At 65.3% G+C, this 16,431-nt stretch carries 16 protein-coding genes; 6 read left to right on the top strand and 10 right to left on the bottom strand.

Translation table 11 applies throughout. The features are described 5' to 3' along the window. Positions 1-20: 20 nt before the first annotated feature. The 7 genes from betA to FBY03_RS16660 form a co-directional block, all read right to left on the bottom strand. Positions 21-1,706, bottom strand: coding sequence for a choline dehydrogenase (gene betA, locus FBY03_RS16685; protein WP_147173483.1), 1,686 nt, complete (start codon positions 1,704-1,706; stop codon positions 21-23). Then, positions 1,699-3,180 (bottom strand): cytosine permease, encoded by a 1,482-nt coding sequence (locus FBY03_RS16680; RefSeq protein WP_147173482.1) that lies wholly within the window; start codon positions 3,178-3,180, stop codon positions 1,699-1,701. The genes betA and FBY03_RS16680 overlap by 8 nt, the downstream gene beginning before the upstream one ends. Before the next feature lie 3 nt (positions 3,181-3,183). Next, positions 3,184-3,357, bottom strand: coding sequence for a hypothetical protein (locus tag FBY03_RS23075; protein ID WP_178090683.1), 174 nt, complete (start codon positions 3,355-3,357; stop codon positions 3,184-3,186). 95 nt (positions 3,358-3,452) lie between these two features. Further along, a complete protein-coding gene (locus tag FBY03_RS16675; protein ID WP_147173481.1) occupies positions 3,453-4,961 on the bottom strand; it encodes an aldehyde dehydrogenase in 1,509 nt (502 codons plus the stop codon). Positions 4,962-4,963: 2 nt separating this feature from the next. Beyond that, complete coding sequence (gene speB / locus FBY03_RS16670; RefSeq protein WP_147173480.1) at positions 4,964-5,950, bottom strand: agmatinase; 987 nt, start codon at positions 5,948-5,950, stop codon at positions 4,964-4,966. A 151-nt stretch (positions 5,951-6,101) separates the two neighbouring features. Further along, on the bottom strand, positions 6,102-7,007 hold the full coding sequence (locus FBY03_RS16665) for a LysR family transcriptional regulator (protein WP_147173479.1): 906 nt from the start codon (positions 7,005-7,007) through the stop codon (positions 6,102-6,104). A 215-nt stretch (positions 7,008-7,222) separates the two neighbouring features. Beyond that, positions 7,223-7,624: a DUF4345 domain-containing protein gene (locus FBY03_RS16660; protein ID WP_147173478.1), complete on the bottom strand. Its 402-nt coding sequence runs from the start codon at positions 7,622-7,624 to the stop codon at positions 7,223-7,225. 132 nt (positions 7,625-7,756) lie between these two features. Here FBY03_RS16660 and FBY03_RS16655 point away from each other — a divergent pair, with 132 nt between their 5' ends. The 3 genes from FBY03_RS16655 to FBY03_RS16645 all read left to right on the top strand — a co-directional run bounded on the left by FBY03_RS16655 (position 7,757) and on the right by FBY03_RS16645 (position 10,023). After that, positions 7,757-8,191, top strand: coding sequence for a DUF411 domain-containing protein (locus FBY03_RS16655; protein WP_147173477.1), 435 nt, complete (start codon positions 7,757-7,759; stop codon positions 8,189-8,191). Positions 8,192-8,205: 14 nt separating this feature from the next. Continuing rightward, positions 8,206-9,078 carry a PhzF family phenazine biosynthesis protein gene (locus tag FBY03_RS16650; protein WP_147173476.1) on the top strand — a complete coding sequence of 291 codons (873 nt, stop codon included), beginning with the start codon at positions 8,206-8,208 and terminating at the stop codon, positions 9,076-9,078. Between the two features lie 69 nt (positions 9,079-9,147). Further along, positions 9,148-10,023, top strand: a complete 876-nt coding sequence (locus tag FBY03_RS16645; RefSeq protein WP_147173475.1) for a neutral zinc metallopeptidase — start codon at positions 9,148-9,150, stop codon at positions 10,021-10,023. 302 nt (positions 10,024-10,325) lie between these two features. Here FBY03_RS16645 and FBY03_RS16640 read toward each other — a convergent pair whose 3' ends face one another. Together FBY03_RS16640 and FBY03_RS16635 are read right to left on the bottom strand one after the other, a co-directional pair. Further along, positions 10,326-11,213 carry a PA4780 family RIO1-like protein kinase gene (locus FBY03_RS16640; protein ID WP_147173474.1) on the bottom strand — a complete coding sequence of 296 codons (888 nt, stop codon included), beginning with the start codon at positions 11,211-11,213 and terminating at the stop codon, positions 10,326-10,328. 108 nt (positions 11,214-11,321) lie between these two features. Next, entirely contained in the window at positions 11,322-12,212 is an 891-nt protein-coding gene (locus FBY03_RS16635) for a LysR family transcriptional regulator (RefSeq protein WP_147173473.1), read from the bottom strand. Between the two features lie 101 nt (positions 12,213-12,313). On the opposite strand from FBY03_RS16635, the gene FBY03_RS16630 reads away from it, so the two are divergent. The 3 genes from FBY03_RS16630 (at position 12,314) to ada (ending at position 14,522) form a co-directional block, all read left to right on the top strand. Further along, the gene (locus FBY03_RS16630) at positions 12,314-12,955 is read left to right on the top strand and encodes an NAD(P)-dependent oxidoreductase (RefSeq protein ID WP_147173472.1); all 642 of its coding nucleotides are present in this window, start codon (positions 12,314-12,316) and stop codon (positions 12,953-12,955) included. 95 nt (positions 12,956-13,050) lie between these two features. Continuing rightward, entirely contained in the window at positions 13,051-13,332 is a 282-nt protein-coding gene (locus tag FBY03_RS16625) for a DUF2218 domain-containing protein (RefSeq protein WP_147173471.1), read from the top strand. A 146-nt stretch (positions 13,333-13,478) separates the two neighbouring features. Further along, entirely contained in the window at positions 13,479-14,522 is a 1,044-nt protein-coding gene (gene ada / locus FBY03_RS16620) for a bifunctional DNA-binding transcriptional regulator/O6-methylguanine-DNA methyltransferase Ada (RefSeq protein WP_147173470.1), read from the top strand. Between the two features lie 107 nt (positions 14,523-14,629). Here ada and FBY03_RS16615 read toward each other — a convergent pair whose 3' ends face one another. Next, positions 14,630-16,201 (bottom strand): BCCT family transporter, encoded by a 1,572-nt coding sequence (locus FBY03_RS16615; protein ID WP_256677953.1) that lies wholly within the window; start codon positions 16,199-16,201, stop codon positions 14,630-14,632. Positions 16,202-16,431: the final 230 nt, after the last annotated feature.

Genomic DNA, 16,431 nt, shown 5'->3' with positions numbered 1-16,431 from the left:
CGGTGAGGGACTGACTCCGGTTAGACCCGGACATCCCGCGCCGGCGCTTTCGTGCGCTGCCGGGTTTGCCAATTCTCGGCCAGGCCGACCTCCACATCCGCAGCCGGCAGCATGCCGCGCCCGCGCAGCAGGTCGGACGCACGCTCGGCGAGCATGATGGTCGGCGCGTTGAGGTTGCCGTTCGGCTCGGTAGGGAACACCGAGGAGTCGATCACCCGCAGTCCTTTGAGGCCGCGCACGCGCAGCTCGGAGTCGACCACCGCCAGTTCGTCCTCGCCCATGCGGCAGGTGCCGCAGGGGTGGTAGGTGCTCTCCAGGTTCTCGCGGACGAAGGCGTCGATCTCCGCGTCTGTCTGCACCGATGGCCCCGGCGCTATCTCGCCGTCGCGGAAGGCGTCCATCGCCGGCTGACCGATGATCTCGCGGGTCAGGCGCACGCAGCGGCGGAAGCCCTCGCGGTCCTCCTCGCGCTCCAGGTAGTTGAACTGGATGCGCGGATGCTCGTAGGGGTCGGCCGACCGTAGCCGCACATGGCCGCGACTCTTGGGTTTGTTCGGCCCGGTGAGCACCATGAAGCCGTGGCCCTTGATCGGCTTCTTGCCATCGTAGCGCATCGCCGCCGGGAGGAAGTGGAACTGGATGTCCGGCCAGCGCAGCCCCTCCTCGGAGCGGATGAAGCCGCCGGCCTCGAAGTGGTTGGTGGCGCCCAGACCGTCCTTGAACAGCAGCCAGCGCAGGCCGATCAGCAGCTTGCTCAGCGGGTCCATCTTGCTGTTGAGGGTCAGCGGTTGCTTGCAGCCGAACTGGATGTAAACCTCCGCGTGATCCTGCAGGTTCTCGCCGACCCCGGGCAGCTCGTGCTGCAGCACCACCCCGGCCTGCTCCAGTACCGCCGCCGGGCCGATGCCGGAGCGCTGCAGCAGGTGCGGCGAGCCGATCGGCCCACCGGCCAGGAGGATCTCGCGGGCGCAGAACACCTGCTGGGTGCGCCCACCGTGATCGTACTCGATGCCCACCGCGCGCTTGCCGTCGAGGATGATCCGTCGGGTCATGGCCTGAGTCACCACGGTCAGGTTCGGCCGGTCCATGGCCGGGCGCAGGTAGGCGTTGGCGGTGGAGCAGCGCACGCCGTCCTTGATGGTCATGTGCATGGCGCCGAAGCCTTCCTGCATGTAGCCGTTGCAGTCGGCGGTCTTGATGTAGCCGGCCTCCGCGCCGGCCTCGACCCAGGCGCCGTACAAGGGGTTCTGCATATGGTTGCCGTTGTTGGTGTGCAACGGCCCGGCATCGCCGCGGTAGGCGTCGCCGCCGGCCTCGTAATGCTCGGCGCGGCGGAAATACGGCAGGCAGTTGCGATAACCCCAGCCGCGCGCACCGAGCTCTTCCCACTCGTCGAAGTCGTAGGCGTGGCCGCGGATATACACCAGGCCATTGATCGACGAGGAGCCGCCGAGCACCTTGCCGCGCGGGCAGTGGATGCGCCGCCCGTCGAGGTAGGGCTCCGGCTCGGTCTCGTAGCGCCAGTTGTACTTCTTGGTGTTCATCGGGATGGAGAAGGCGCTGGGCATCTGGATCAGCACGCTGCGGTCGCTGCCGCCGAATTCCAGGACCAGCACCGAGGTGGCGGGGTCCTCGCTCAGGCGGTTGGCCAGCACGCAGCCGGCCGAACCGGCGCCGATGATGATGTAGTCGTATCGCTTAGTCATTGCTCAAGCCCTGTGCATTGAGATTCAGGGAAGTGGTCTTGACGCTGCCGCGCGGTGCGTAGGCGCCCCAGCCCAGTCGCGTGGCGAATGCGCGGGTCAGCCCGTAGTGCACCACCCCGGCCAGCAGGCAGGACGGCAGCGAGGCAGAGATGAAGCTGAACAGCGAGGTATTGGCCAGGGTCTGCGGGTTGAACAGCAGCACGTAGACGCCGAAGCCGACCACCAGCGCCAACAGCGCGATGGGGTTGAAGCCCTTCCAGTAGTGGTACGGCGACTGCTCCTCGGCCGCATAGATATGGCGCAGGTTCATCCGTTGCTGACGCAGGAAGTAGTAATCGGCAATACCGATGCCGGCCAGCGCGCTGTTCAGCGCCGAGGTCCACACCAGGAAGATGAAGAAGCCGTCGTAGATGCCCGGTGCGACGAAGACGATGATCGCCGGCGCCACACAGAACAGCACCACCAGCAGTTCCCAGCTCATCTCCCTGAGCTTCTTGCCGGCCAGTTGGCGCAGGCCGACGATCGAGGTGTAGAGGATGTTGATCATGCTGGTGACGTTGGCGAAGGCGACGAAGCCCAGGGCGATGACGCCGAACACCAGGCCGCCGATATGGGTCATCCAGATGGTCGGGTCGCTGTCGCCCAGGGCGGCGGACGCCAGCAGGCCGACCACCTCACCGAGCACCGCGGCGCCGAAGATGCCGATGATGTTTGGCCAGAACGCGGTGCGCTGATTCTTGCTCAGACGCGCCAGGTTGCCGATATAGGGCCACCAGGACAGGCCCGCCGCCATGTTCACTTCGACCGCGATCATGAAGTTGACCCGTTTGTCGGCGAAGGGCGCGTCCAGGGCCGGCAGGGCCAGCAGTTCGGCGACGCTACGTTCGCTGAGGATCAGGTAGAGCATCGCGCCCATGATCAGCACCAGCGCCGGGGCGACTATGGTGTTGAACACCTTGATCGAGGTGGGGCCCTTGGCGACCACGAAGCCGGCCAGGAGAATCGCGAAGAAGCCCGAGAGCAGCACCAGCAACCCGGTCGGATCGGTCTGATGCTCGCTCAGCAGGCCGCTCAGGCCGTCGATCGAGCGGCCGAACATCAGCCCCAGGACCGCCAGCCAGCCCATGGTCAGGAATACCACCGCCAGCACATAGACCAGACGGCTGCCGTTGCAGCCGAACATGCTGCGCAGGAAGGTGAACTGCTCGGTGCCGTACTTGCCGCAGGGCACGCAGGTGGCGAAGGTCGCCAGCAGCACACCGATGATGTTGCCGATGACGATGGCGGCGATGCCTTCGGTGACGCCGACGAACAGCGCGGTGGCACCACCGATGAGGAAGGCCCAGGTGGCGATGGCCAGGGCCGAGTTGGCGTAGGTGAACTCCCAGAAGCCCCACATGCGTTCCGTGGGCAGCAGCGGCGTATCGCCGCGCTCGGCTTCGAGACTGATATCGACGGGTTTAGACGTGGCCATGGCTCAGTACCCCCAGAGGTAGAAGCCGGTGACCAGCACCAGCGTCATCAGGGTGATTGCGATGTAGTCGGTGGCGCTCAGCGCACCCGGCCAGTGGTTGGCTTGCTCCATCTCCTCATAGACGCGGATGCGTCGTTCCAGGTCTTGCGCACGTACGCTTTCGGCTTGACTGTTCATCTGGACATAACCTCGTATGGCTCTTGTTATTGGCTACCCGATGTGTCCCGGCATGACGCTAGGTGTTATGCCGGTGGTCTGCTGCTTTCGTTAGTTCATGGCAGGGTGATCCACACCGCCTTGGTCTCCAACAGGTGTTCGAGTTGCTCGGCGCCCAGGTCCTTGCCGAAGCCGGACTGTTTGTAGCCACCGAACGGCATGGCCGGGTCGATGGTGCTGTGGGCGTTGACGTACACCGAGCCGGCGCGCAGCCGTGGGATCAAACCGTGCACGCGACCGAGGTCGTTGGAGTAGAGCGCCGCAGCCAAGCCATACGGCGAGTCGTTGGCCAGGCGCAGCGCCTCCTCGTCATCGTCGAAGGGTGCGGTGACCAGCACCGGGCCGAAGATCTCCTCCTGGACGATGCGCATGTCGTTGCGGCAGTGGGCGAAGATGGTCGGCTGCACGAAGTAGCCGGGGCCTGCGACGGGCTCGCCGCCGTACACCAGCTCGGCGCCCTCGCGCTTGCCGGCCTCGATGTAGTTCAACACCCGCGCTTGCTGCTGCTGGGATACCAATGGACCGATAAAGCAGTCGGGGTCCAGGCCCGGGGCGATCTTCAAGGTTCGGGTGTAGGCGATCAGCTCGGCGAGGAACTGCGCATAGATGCTGCGATGAATATAGGCGCGGGTGCCGGCGTCGCAGACCTGTCCGGAGTTGAAGAACACCCCGTTGGCCACCGCCTGGGCCGCGGCCGGGATATCGGCATCGTCCAGCACGATCACCGCCGACTTGCCGCCCAGCTCCAGGGTCAGGCGCTTCATCTGGTCCATGGCGGACTTGCCGACCGTGCAACCGACCGGGGTCGAACCGGTGAAACTGAGCTTGTCGATGCCCGGGTGGGTGGCCATCGCCGCGCCGACCAGGCTGCCGCGCCCGCTGACTATGTTGACCACGCCGTCGGGGATGCCCGCCTGCTGCACCAGCTCGGCGAAACGCAGCGCCGACAGCGAGGTCAGCTCGGCCGGTTTGACCACCACGGTGCAACCGGTGGCCAGGGCGGCGCCGAGCTTCCAGGCCATGGTCTGCAGCGGGAAGTTCCACGGCACTATGGCGCCGACCACGCCGACCGGTTCCTTGCGCGTATAGGCCAGGTAGTTGCCCGGCAGCGACGGTTCGACGGTGCGCCCGTGCAGCTTGCTGGCCCAGCCGGCGAAATAGCGGAAGGTGTCGACCGTGCCCTGGATGTCCACATCGCGCGCCTGGGCGGCGGACTTGCCCATGTCGATCGACTCGATCTCGGCCAGTTCGACGGCGTTCTGCTCGATCAAATCGGCCAGGCGATGCAACAGGCGCTCGCGCTCCAGCGGCTTGAGTTGACTCCAGGCGCCGCCGTCGAACTGCGCGCGGGCGGCCGCCACGGCGCGGTCCAGGTCCTCCGTGGTGGCCATGGGGATGCGGGTCAGCAGGCCCTCGGTGGAAGGCTCGATGACCTCGGCGTACTGGCCGTCGCTGGCCTCGACCCAGGCGCCACCGATGAACATCTTCTGCGCCTTGGCCAGGAAGGTCTGGGTGGCCTCGCAGACGCCGAATTTTTGCAGGTATTGCTTAACGATGCTGTCCATGGTCATGCCTCCTGAGTGGCGCGGGCCTGGGCGCGCTCGTGAAAGATGAAGCCGATGCTGTTGAGCAGCAGTTGCGCGGCGAGGATCGAGGTCATTCCGGTGGGGTCATACACTGGCGCCACTTCGACCAGGTCCATGCCGACGATATTGCCCTGGCTGCGCTTGGCCAGTGCCTGGATGATTTCCAGTACTTCGTAGTAGAGGAAGCCGCCGTGACTCGGGGTGCCGGTGCCCGGCGCGATGGACGGGTCGAAGCCGTCGATGTCGATGGTGATGTAGTAGGGCACGCCGCTGGGAATCAGCTCCAGCACGCCCTGGGCGCCGAGGCGACGCACGTCGCGGACCGACAGGATGTGCGAGCCGGCACTGCGCGCCGCGTCGTAGTCGTCGCGGTTGGAGGAGGACACGTTGCGGATGCCCATCTGGGTCATGCCGACGATGTGGTTCATCTCCGAGGCGCGGCGCAGTGGGCTGCCATGGCCATAGCGCACGCCATGGCGCTCGTCGACGAAATCCAGGTGTGCATCGACATGGATGATATGGATCGGCCCGCGCCCTTCGAAGGCCTTGATCACCGGCGCATGCACCGAATGGTCACCGCCCAGCACCACCGGCATGGCGCCGGCCTCGAGGATCTTGCGCACGGCGTACTCGGTGTTGGCGTTGCTCGTGGCCATATCGGTATGCACGATGTCGGCGTCGCCGACGTCGACCAGTCGCACGTCCTCGGCGGTCAGGTACATCACGTCGTCTTCGTGGTCGTAGGCGCCGGCGTGGCCGAAGGAAAACAGGGTGGAGGCCTCGCGAATACCGCGCGGCCCGAAGCGGGCGCCGGAGCGCCACTGGGTGCCCATGTCGTTGGGCGCGCCGAGGATCGCCACGTCGGCATCCAGCGTATCCCAGTCGGTGCACACCGGGGATTTGGCGAAGGTGCAGTGACCCACGAACGGCAGGTTCAGGCGACCGGATTCGTAATTGTTTTTGCTCACGGTTATCTCCTGGAATCGGCTTCATCGAAGCAATAATCGACGACGTCCCATTGTTAAGAGCCGCGGAAAAACCAAGCAATATTGGGTATCGGATGTTCAGATCGGGAATTACCGATCTATCCGCGCACCACCGAGCGGTGCCACGCGCGGGTCAGCCGGCCAGCGCCGCCAGCTCGATCTGCAGGTCGTCGAGGATGGTCTCCACCAGCAGGCTATGATCCTGGCCCCGGCGCATGACGATCTCGAAAGTCGTGTCGACGGCGATCTGTTCGGGAAACAGGCGCTGCAGTGCCCCCGACTCGACCCAGCGCTGGGCATAGTGGGTCGGCAGAAAACCCAGGTAGTTGCCACTGAGGATCAGCAGCGCCTGGGCCTCGACGTTGGCCACCAGGGCCGCCGCCTCGGTGACCCCCAGGGCTTCCAGGTCGCCACGGCGCATGTAGGAGCGCGCCACCACCTTCAGGCTCGGCAGCGCCGCGCGCAACGCCTCGAGCGAGGGGTACTGACCGGCGGCCTGGGCACTGCCATACAGGCCCTGCGCCTCGGCATACAGCGGTCGGTACAGCAGGCCCGGCACATGGGCATGGAAGTGGCCCACGGCCAGGTGCAGGGTGCCCTCCAGCACCGCCTTCTCCAGCTCGGCTGGGGTGCCGATCTGCACGTTCAGGTAGACGTCCTGGCAGCGGTCGGAGAAGCGCCGAATCGCCCCGGCCACCGGCGAGCGGGTATCGCTGATGGTGTTGTCGATCAGCCCCAGATTCAGCCAGCCGCCGAGCGTACGGCGGATCAACTCGGCGTCCGAGCGAAAATCATCCAGCGCCACCAGCAAACGCTTGGACGACAGGTACAGCGCCTCGCCCTGCTCGGTCAGGCGAAAGCCGCCACGCCCGCGCTCGCACAGGCGCACACCGAGGCGCCCTTCCAGTTGGCTGACGTACTCGCTGATGGTTGACTGGCCGATATTCAGCACCGCCTGGGCCGCGGCGAAACCGCCGTGCTTGACGATGGTTTCGAACACCCGCAGCAGCTTCAGGTCGATGGTGTGCAGTTGGTTCATGGCGTTGTCGTTTGCTGGGAAGGAGGGAACGGTTAGCCAATAAGCGGATGGCCAAGCCAGGCTCGAACTAGGCCCTCGCTAGATTTACAGCCAATACGCCAGCACGTCCAGCCACCCGCCCCCGCTTATGGGCGGGGCAGCCACAGGTCGTGCTCGATATGCCTGCTAGGGAAAGCGACAGGTTTCTCAGGTAAAGCCGCATCGCTCCGGGCGTATCACTCGTCTTCCGGCGATGGCCTGGACAAGCCGCGCAACGCCCAGAAGGCCAGCCCGGCGGAGACCACTTCGAGCAACAGCGCCACCAGGTTGAAGGTCTGCTGGGCGCCGCCGTCCAGCCACAGGCCGCCGATCCGCGCCAACGCCATGGCGCTGTAGAGCAGCACCAGCAGGGTCAGCGCCGCGTGGATCAGGTCGAGACGAATCAGCGCCAAGCCCAGGAAGGCCGCCAAGCCCAGCTGCAGCCCCCCGTAATAGGCGCGCACATCGGTCGCCGCAGCCGGCGCCATCAGCAGCATGCCGCTAAGGTTGCTCATCTCGTGCGGACGAATGAAATAGACCAGACCCAGGCCAGCCAGGGCCAGCAGTTGGATGACCAGAATGACGCGTGCACGCAGCATCGACAGCTTCCTTCCCGTAGTGCGATCAGGCCAGCATAGGCCGCCGCTCGTGTATCCGGAAACACTCGATGATTTGGATTGGCTGTGCAGCGACGCTATGCTCGCGGCAACCCCCCATTAGAGAATCTCTGCATGCGCCTGTTTCTCCTGCTCGGCGGACTCTTCGCCGGCCTCGTTCACGCCGCCGAACCACTGACCATCGACGTCTATCGCGACCCCAACTGCGGCTGCTGCAAGGCCTGGATCGGCCACTTGCAAGACAACGGCTTCAGCGTCAACGACCACCTCGAGGCCGATATGCCGGCGCTCAAGCAGCGCCTCGGCGTGCCGCCCCGTTTGGCCTCCTGTCATACCGGGGTGATCGACGGCCGCTTCGTCGAGGGCCACGTACCAGCTGCCGACATCCTCAAGCTGCGCCAGCAACCGGACCTGCTCGGCGCCGCTGTGCCGGGCATGCCGACCGGCTCGCCCGGCATGGAGCGCGGCGACATTCGCGATGCCTACCAGGTCATCGGCCTCGGCCCGAATGGCGACGAGCGGGTGCTGAGCGAGTACCCCGGCAACTGACCCACGGAGTCGCTATGTCCCCCTTGGTTTATTGGCAACTCGATGTATTCGCCGAGCGTCCGCTGGCCGGTAACGGTGTGGCGATATTCCCCGACGCCCGCCAGCTGTCGCCTGCCACCATGCAGGCGCTGACTCAGGAGCTGCGCCAGTTCGAATCGGTGTTCCTACTGCCCGGTGCCAGCGCCGATGCATACCAGGCGCGGATATTCACCATGGAAGAAGAGCTGCCCTTCGCCGGTCACCCGATCATTGGCACCGCGGCCCTGCTGCACCATTTGCACTGCCCTGGCGCCAGCGCCGAGTGGAGCCTGCAGCTGCTGGCGAAAAGCGTGACCCTGCGCACCCGCCGGCAAGACCTGGGCTTTTACGCGGAGATGGCCCAAGGGCGCTCGGAGTTCGGCGCCCTACTCGCCCACGAGCAGGCCTTGCGCTTCGCCGAAGCCTTTGGCTTAAGCGTCACCGAACTGGACAGCCGCTACCCCGCCACGGTGGTCAGCAACGGCCTGCCTTATCTGCTCTTGCCGGTCACCGCGCCGGGCCTGGCGCGCGCCAAACAGTGCCGCGCCTTCGCTGCCGAACTGGCCGCCCTGGGGGCCGACTTCGTCTATCTGCTGGACGTGGATGCCCGCGAAGGACGCACCTGGGACCCGCTAGGGCTGATCGAGGATATCGCCACCGGCAGCGCCGCCGGCCCGGTGGCCGCCTTTCTGGTGAAGTACGGCCTGCAGCGGCATGACGAACGCTTCAGCCTCAACCAGGGACGCTTCCTTGGCCGCCCCAGCCGCCTGGATGTCTGTGTGGCCGCCGATGGCCATGTCAGCGTTGGCGGCAGCGTGCAACTGCTGGCTCGCGCCGAACTGCTGGTCGACGCCAGCGAACTGGGCTGACCGCCGGACTGGCGTCGGCCACGCAGCAGGACGACACTCAACACCTGCCATGCACAAGGGAATCGAACCATGCGCTGGAAACGGGCACGACGCAGTGACAACGTAGTGGATGCGCGCGGCCGTAGTGGCGGCCGACGTTTCGCTGGCGGCAGGGGCTTGAGTCTCGGCGGTATCGCCGCGGTGGTGGTGATCGGCCTGCTGATGGGACAGGACCCGCTGCAGATCCTCGGCCAACTGGCCGGCCAGGCGACCCAGAGCAGCTCGCTCGGCCAGCGGCAGAACAGAGCACCGGCGACCAATGATGAGCAGTCGGAGTTCGTCCGCGCCATCCTTGGCGACACCGAAGACACCTGGCGCGCGATTTTCCAGAGCGCCAACCGCCAGTACCGCGACCCGACCCTGGTGCTGTTTCGCGGCGGGGTCGATTCCGCCTGCGGTTTCGCCGACTCGGCCGTCGGCCCCTTCTACTGTCCTGGCGATCAGCGGGTCTACCTCGACCTGGCGTTCTTCCGCGAGCTGGAGCAGCGCTTCGCCGCGGCTGGCGATTTTGCCCAGGCTTACGTGATAGCCCACGAAGTCGGCCACCATGTGCAGACCCTGCTCGGCGTCTCGGCCAAGGTCAATGGCGCGCGGCAACGTGGCGAACGGCTGGAAGGCGATAACGGCTTGCTGGTGCGCCAGGAGTTACAGGCCGACTGCCTGGCCGGGGTCTGGGCGCATCACGCCCAGCGCCGCCTCGACTGGCTGGAGAGCGGCGACCTGGAGGAAGCCTTGCATGCCGCCAATGCCATCGGCGATGACCGCCTGCAGCAACAGGCTCGCGGCCAGGTGGTGCCGGATTCCTTCACCCACGGCACCTCGGCGCAGCGCGTGCGCTGGTTCAAGGCGGGCTTCGAACAGGGTGACGTGAGCCGCTGCGACACCTTCCAGACCGCACGGTTGTAGGCTGACGCAGCAGCAATATCCATCGGAGTCGTCGCTGGGTGAGACGCCTGCGCGGTGGCCCGCGCAAGCAGCTGGGTGTGGCGCGACGTAACCCCGCATTGCTGACGCTGTGCTGGGTTACGCGGCGCTCGGCAACCTGTGTCGCCTGCGCCTCAACGGCATGCGCCGCTAAGCCAGCCTACGAGACGGCTGCGCTTACCTGGCAACTGGCCCGTTCACGAAGAATCTTTAACTAGAGACAGCACACCAGGGTGGATCGGCGTCCACCCTAGTGACCTATGTGGCTAGTGGGTTGCTGCTGGTTATTGCATCCAGGGCGGTGGCGGCTCTTCGCCCTTGGGCGCGTCCTCGGCATTCAACAAGGCCTGACGGCGCGCCTCATCGGCCAGCGCGGCCTTGATTTCATTGAGCACCGCATCGACATCCGCGTCTTCTTCCGGATCGGCGAATTCACCGGTCAACTTGCTCGCCGGGGTCAGTTTGCCTTCCTCATACAGCGCCCACATTTCCTTGGCGTACTTGCTGTATTTCAGCTCCGGGGCGAACTGGCCGAAGTAGGCGGACATATTGCCGACGTCGCGTTCGAGCATCTTGAACGCATGGTTGTTACCGGCCGCATCCACCGCCTGCGGCAGGTCGATGATCACCGGGCCCTCGGGGCCGAGCAACACGTTGAACTCGGACAAGTCACCATGCACCAGACCGGCGCAGAGCATCTTCACCACTTCCTCGATCATGAAGGCGTGGAACTCGCGGGCATCCTCCGGGTGCAGATCGACATCATTCAGGCGCGGTGCCGCATCGCCCTCCTCGTCGGTGACCAACTCCATCAGCAACACGCCTTCGAGAAAGTCGTAGGGCTTGGGCACCCGCACGCCGGCACCGGCCAGATGGAACAGGGCCGCCACTTCGGCGTTCTGCCAGGAGTCTTCCTGGCCCTTGCGCCCGTACTTGGTGCCCTTGGTCATGGCCCGTGCGTCACGGCTGTTACGGACCTTGCGGCCTTCCTGGTAGACCGCGGCCTGGCGAAAGCTACGCTTGTTGGCTTCCTTGTAAACCTTGGCGCAGCGCAGCTCATTACCGCAGCGCACTACGAATACCTCGGCTTCCTTACCACTCATCAGCGGGCGTATCACCTCGTCGACCAGACCAGCCTCGACCAGGGGTTCAATGCGTTTTGGCGTCTTCATCAGCTTTAACTAGGGGTCCTGTGTTGCCTATTGCGCGTAAGCAGCCCGTTATACGGCAATCCTCCGGCAGCGCCCAGCCTATACCGACCATTGCAGCCTTTAGTGTCGTTATCGCATGGACAAATGTTGCCGTAGTGCCTCGATGGCATAGCGCACCTTGGCCGGCTGGGCGTCACGTCGCGGGGTCACGATATAGATGCCGAATGCCGGCAACTGCCAGTCGCAGAGCAGCTCGCGCAGATCGCCCGTGGCCAGTTCTTCGCGCACCTCATGCGCGGGTTGCAGGGAGACGCCCATGCCGCCCAGGGTGAAGTTGCGCAAGGCCACGATGTTGTTGCACCCCACCCGACTCTCGATGCGCAGGCGCTGCACGTCGCCACCCGGTCCATGCAGGGTCAGTAACTTGTGCGGCAACTCGCCGTTCATCGTCAGCCAGTCCAGGCCGATCAAGTCCTGCGGATGGCTGATGGGCCGGCGCTGCACCAGGTAACTGGGCGCAGCGCACACCAGCATGCGCGTCTCGCCGATATGCCGCGCCACCAGGCTGGAGTCCTCGAGCTTGCCAACGCGGATCGCCAGATCGATGCGCTGTTCGATCAAGTCGATCTGCTCGTCCTGGAAGAACAGCTGCAGACTCAGCCCCCTGTGCGCCTGCAGCAGCGGCGCCAGAGCCGCACAGATCGGGCGCCCGGAAAACCCAACGGGCGCGGCGATGCGTAACTCGCCCACCAGCGCGTCGCGCAGTTCGGCCAGGCGTTGCTCGGCCTGCTCAGCCAATGCCAGCACCTGGGCGCAGCTTTGGTAGAAGACAGCCCCGGCCTCGGTCAGGGTCAGTTTGCGCGTGGTGCGATGCAGCAGGCTGACCTGGGTGCTGTCTTCCAATTTGCGGATCTGCTGACTGACCGCCGACGGCGTCATGCCAAGCACCTCGGCAGCCGCGACCATGGAGCCGCGATCGACCACGGTGGCGAAGATCGCCATGCGCTTGAGCTGCTCCATTAGTAAGCCCTACTTAATAGTGAAAGCCTTTTTAGCCTATTTTTCCGCCATTTATCCAGCTGCGATTATGTGTCCCACCAATCGCTCACCTGGAGACACCCATGAAAATTGCCCTGATAGGCGCCAGCGGCTTCGTCGGCAGCGCCGTCCTGCAAGAAGCCTTGAACCGTGGCCATCAGGTCACCGCTATCGTCCGCAATCCGCAGAAACTGCCGCCACACGCCGCGCTGACCGCTGTGGCCGCAGACGCCTACGATGCCGAGGCGCTCAGTGGCCAACTGACTGACCACGACGCGGTCATTCATGCCTTCAACCCGGGCTGGGGCACAGCCGATATTCGTCAGCGCTTTGTCCAGGGCACCCAGGCCATTTACGCGGCGGTCAAACAGGCCGCAGTCCAACGCCTGCTGGTGGTCGGTGGTGCCGGCAGCCTATACGTCGCGCCGGGCTTGCAACTGCTCGACACCGCAGACTTCCCCGCCGCCTACAAAGAAGGTGCAGAAGGCGCACGTCAGGCACTGCAACTGATCCAGAGCGAAACGGCGCTGGACTGGAGTTTCATCTCGCCGCCGGCGCATCTCCATCCAGGCGAGCGCACCGGCCAGTTCCGCCTCGGTAGCGATCAACTGCTGATGTCCGGTGCAGCGCCCGCAGGAATCGCCGTGACCGACCTGGCCGTGGCGATCATCGATGAATTGGAAAATCCGCAGCATATCCGCCAGCGCTTTACCGTCGCGTACTGAAGCGGCGCACACCTGCGCAGGTGCGGCCACCGACTCTCCCGCAACGCGCCTGAAGCACGACCACTTCCCCGCAATTTCCAAGCAATGGAGACGACATGCCCCTGACCGCCAATGCCTTTGTGCCCACGGCAACACCCGCGCGCTATATCGGCCGTCTGTGCAAACACTTCGCCCACAAGATTCCCGTTGCCTTCGACGAGCAGCAGGGCCGTATCGAATTCGCCTTCGGCCTGTCGCTCCTGCACGCGGAACCGACAGGCCTGCGCCTAAGCGTGGAGAGTGCCAAGCAGGACGACCTGGATAAACTCAAGCAGGTGGTCGCCAACCACTTCGAGCGCTTCGCCTGGCAGGAAGCGCTGACCCTCGACTGGCAATAGCCCACCCTGGCAACCGCTGTACTCGCAAGGTATTCGGCGCCCGCCGAACCTTGCGGTGTAGGGCCGGTCAGTTTGAAAGTGCGATTCGGATTGGCGGCGCCGGCGCAAGCGCCGACAATCGACCTATCGCCCACCGGAGCCGCGCCATGCTCGATCCCGACCTCTGCTGGCAAGCCGTCTGCAACCGCGATGCCGCGCGCGATGGCCAGTTCGTCTTCGCCGTCCGCTCCACCGGCATCTATTGCCGGCCCAGCTGTCCGGCACGCCGGCCGCTGCGCCACAACGTCAGCTTTCATCTTGACCCGGCCAGCGCCGAAAGCGCCGGCTTTCGCGCCTGCAAGCGCTGCTCACCGCAGGGCGCCAGCCCGGCCGAGCAGCTCGACCAACTGGTGGCTGCCGCCTGCCGCCTGCTCACCGAGCAGCAACCGACACCGACCCTGGAACAACTCGCCGCGCGCATCGGCCTGTCGCCCTCGCACCTGGTGCGCGCCTTCAAGGCCCGCACCGGATTGACGCCGAAAGGCTGGGCCAGCGCCCAGCGCCGCGCGCAGCTGGAAGCACGCCTGCCCCAGGCCGACTCGGTGCTGGATGCCGCGCTGGCCGCCGGCTATTCCGGCACCCGCGCGCTGTATGAGCATGGTGATGCGCTGACGCCTACGCAGCGCCGCCAGCAAGCGGCCGGTGAAGTGCTGCACTACGCCATCGCCGCCTGCCCGCTGGGCCAACTGCTGCTGGCCAGCAGCGCCAAAGGCGTCTGCGCCCTGCTGTTCGGCGACGCTGCCGAGCAGCTCGAAGACGAACTGCAGCAGCGTTTCGCCGCCGCCCAGTTGCAACGCGACGATGCCGAGCTGGGCGACTGGCTGCAGCAGGTGATCGCCCAGATCGAGGAGCCGCAGCGTGCCGCACAACTGCCGCTGGACCTGCGCGGTACGGCCTTCCAGCAGCAGGTATGGCGCGCCTTGCGGCAGATCCCGGCGGGCCAGACCCGGCGCTACGGCGAGCTGGCCGCCAGCATCGGCAGTCACCCGCGGGCGGTGGCCCGCGCCTGCGCCAGCAACCCGCTGGGCCTGCTGATTCCCTGCCACCGGGTGGTCGCCGCCAACGGTGCCCTGGGTGGCTATCGCTGGGGCGTGGAGCGCAAGGCCGCACTGCTGCTCCGTGAGCAGGAACCCGGCGTAGCCCCGTCTTAGACACCTGACGAAATCCGCAAGCCAGAAACGCAACCGCCGCCCAATGGGCGGCGGTTGCTAAAGCGGTGAAGCCGCAGCGCTGATGAGCCGCCGCGACCACCTTGGGCTTACGCCCGCTGAGCGCTTTCGATACTCAGGCGCTCGCCCTCTTCCTGATGCAGGGCGCGCACCAGGCAGTAACAGATCACCAGCAGCACCACGGAGAACGGCAGCGCCGCCGCGATGGTGGCCGCCTGCAAACCCTGCAAGCCCCCCGCCAGCAGCAACACGCCGGCCAACGCGCCAAGACCCATACCCCAGATGATGCGGAAGCGTTGCGGTGGGTTCTGATCGCCCATCGACAGGATGGTACAGATCACCAGGGTGGCCGAGTCGGCCGAGGTGACAAACCAGCTGACAATCATCAGGGTCGCCAGGCCGGCCATGGCCATGGTTGCCCACTCCACGTTCAGGCCCTCGATGGTCTTGTACAGCACCATGGTCACATCGCTGTTGGCCACCGCACTGAGGTCGACGGCGCCGGCCAGCTGCAGGTAAACCCCGGTACCGCCCATGATCACGATCCACAGGAAGGCGCCCAGGGTCGCGGCGAGCATGCCGCCCAGCACCACCTGACGCACGGTGCGGCCACGGGAGATACGCGCGATGAACATGCCGACAAACGGGCCCCAGGACAGCCACCAGCCCCAATAGAAGATGGTCCACCAACCCTGCCACTGACGCTCGGGGTTGGAGTCGGTCCATAGCCCCATCGGGATGAAGTTGGCCAGGTAGTCACCCAGGCTGGTGGCATACAGGCCGAGAAGGAACACGGTCGGGCCGGCCAGCAGGAGGAACAGGAACAGGATGCTGCTCAGGCGGATGTTCCACTCGCTGAGCCAGAGAATGCCCTTGCGCACCCCCGACACCGCCGACAGGGTGGCGACCACCGCCGTGCCTGAAATCAGGATCAACTGGTTGGTGGTGGACACCTCCAGGCCGAACATGTAATTCAGCCCGGCATTCATCTGCGCCACACCCAAACCCAGGGTGGTCGCAGTGCCGAACAGGGTACTGAAGATCGCCAGCAGGTCGACGGCATGGCCGATCGGCCCATAGATGCGCTCACCGATCAGCGGGTAGAGCGCCGAACGGATGGTCAGCGGCAGGCCGCGACGGTAAGCGAAATAGGCCAGGATCAGGCCGACGATGATGTAGATGCACCAGCCGTGCAGGCCCCAGTGGAACATGGTCACGCGCAGAGCGATCTGCGCCGCTTCCGGCGTATTGGCCGCCACCCCGGCCATGTCCATGAAGGGGTTGCCCTGCATGTGCATCACCGGCTCGGCAATGCTCCAGAACAGCAGGCCGGTGCCCACCGCCGCACTGAACAGCATGGCGAACCAGGAGAAGTTGCTGAACTCGGGGCGCTCGTCATCGCGGCCCAGGCGCAGGTTGCCGAAACGACTGAGCCCCACCCAGAAGGTGAAGAACAACACGCCGCTGACCACCGCCACGTAGTACCAGCCCAGGGAGCTTTCGATCCACTGCTTGATGCCGGTGTACAGGCCGTTGGCGAGCTCGCCGAAGAGCACGGTGAACAGCACGAAGCCCACCACCATCACCAGGGATGAGATGGCCATCGTCGGGTTAACGCCTGCGAACAGACGGTGGGAGCCTTGCATAGGATGTTCGCTCACGGGCGCGTCTCCTCCTTATTTTTGTAGTGGGCACACAAAGTAGTGTTCATCGCCAATGCCGGGCACCCCGCCCTGCCTGCACCTAGAAGACTCGAATCACACGCCTTCGACCTAGGGCTGCAACCGCCCGTCAAGCAACCTGGAATGGGCAGCAGCATTTGCTTGTATTACGGTATACCATAAACCGAATCACGGAAGCAAAGCCCGCTAGTCGGCAACCCTCGACAACC

The organism is Pseudomonas sp. SJZ079 (assembly GCF_007993865.1).
In the GTDB taxonomy this organism is placed as follows: Bacteria; Pseudomonadota; Gammaproteobacteria; order Pseudomonadales; family Pseudomonadaceae; genus Aquipseudomonas.
This window is presented reverse-complemented; position numbering and strand designations above follow the sequence as displayed.

Coding starts and splice junctions, on each gene's coding strand:
- betA (WP_147173483.1), bottom strand. CDS start 1,706: ATGACTAAGCGATACGACTACATCATCATCGGCGCCGGTTCGGCCGGC.
- FBY03_RS16680 (WP_147173482.1), bottom strand. CDS start 3,180: ATGGCCACGTCTAAACCCGTCGATATCAGTCTCGAAGCCGAGCGCGGC.
- FBY03_RS23075 (WP_178090683.1), bottom strand. CDS start 3,357: ATGAACAGTCAAGCCGAAAGCGTACGTGCGCAAGACCTGGAACGACGC.
- FBY03_RS16675 (WP_147173481.1), bottom strand. CDS start 4,961: ATGGACAGCATCGTTAAGCAATACCTGCAAAAATTCGGCGTCTGCGAG.
- FBY03_RS16665 (WP_147173479.1), bottom strand. CDS start 7,007: ATGAACCAACTGCACACCATCGACCTGAAGCTGCTGCGGGTGTTCGAA.
- FBY03_RS16660 (WP_147173478.1), bottom strand. CDS start 7,624: ATGCTGCGTGCACGCGTCATTCTGGTCATCCAACTGCTGGCCCTGGCT.
- FBY03_RS16655 (WP_147173477.1), top strand. CDS start 7,757: ATGCGCCTGTTTCTCCTGCTCGGCGGACTCTTCGCCGGCCTCGTTCAC.
- FBY03_RS16650 (WP_147173476.1), top strand. CDS start 8,206: ATGTCCCCCTTGGTTTATTGGCAACTCGATGTATTCGCCGAGCGTCCG.
- FBY03_RS16645 (WP_147173475.1), top strand. CDS start 9,148: ATGCGCTGGAAACGGGCACGACGCAGTGACAACGTAGTGGATGCGCGC.
- FBY03_RS16640 (WP_147173474.1), bottom strand. CDS start 11,213: ATGAAGACGCCAAAACGCATTGAACCCCTGGTCGAGGCTGGTCTGGTC.
- FBY03_RS16635 (WP_147173473.1), bottom strand. CDS start 12,212: ATGGAGCAGCTCAAGCGCATGGCGATCTTCGCCACCGTGGTCGATCGC.
- FBY03_RS16630 (WP_147173472.1), top strand. CDS start 12,314: ATGAAAATTGCCCTGATAGGCGCCAGCGGCTTCGTCGGCAGCGCCGTC.
- FBY03_RS16625 (WP_147173471.1), top strand. CDS start 13,051: ATGCCCCTGACCGCCAATGCCTTTGTGCCCACGGCAACACCCGCGCGC.
- ada (WP_147173470.1), top strand. CDS start 13,479: ATGCTCGATCCCGACCTCTGCTGGCAAGCCGTCTGCAACCGCGATGCC.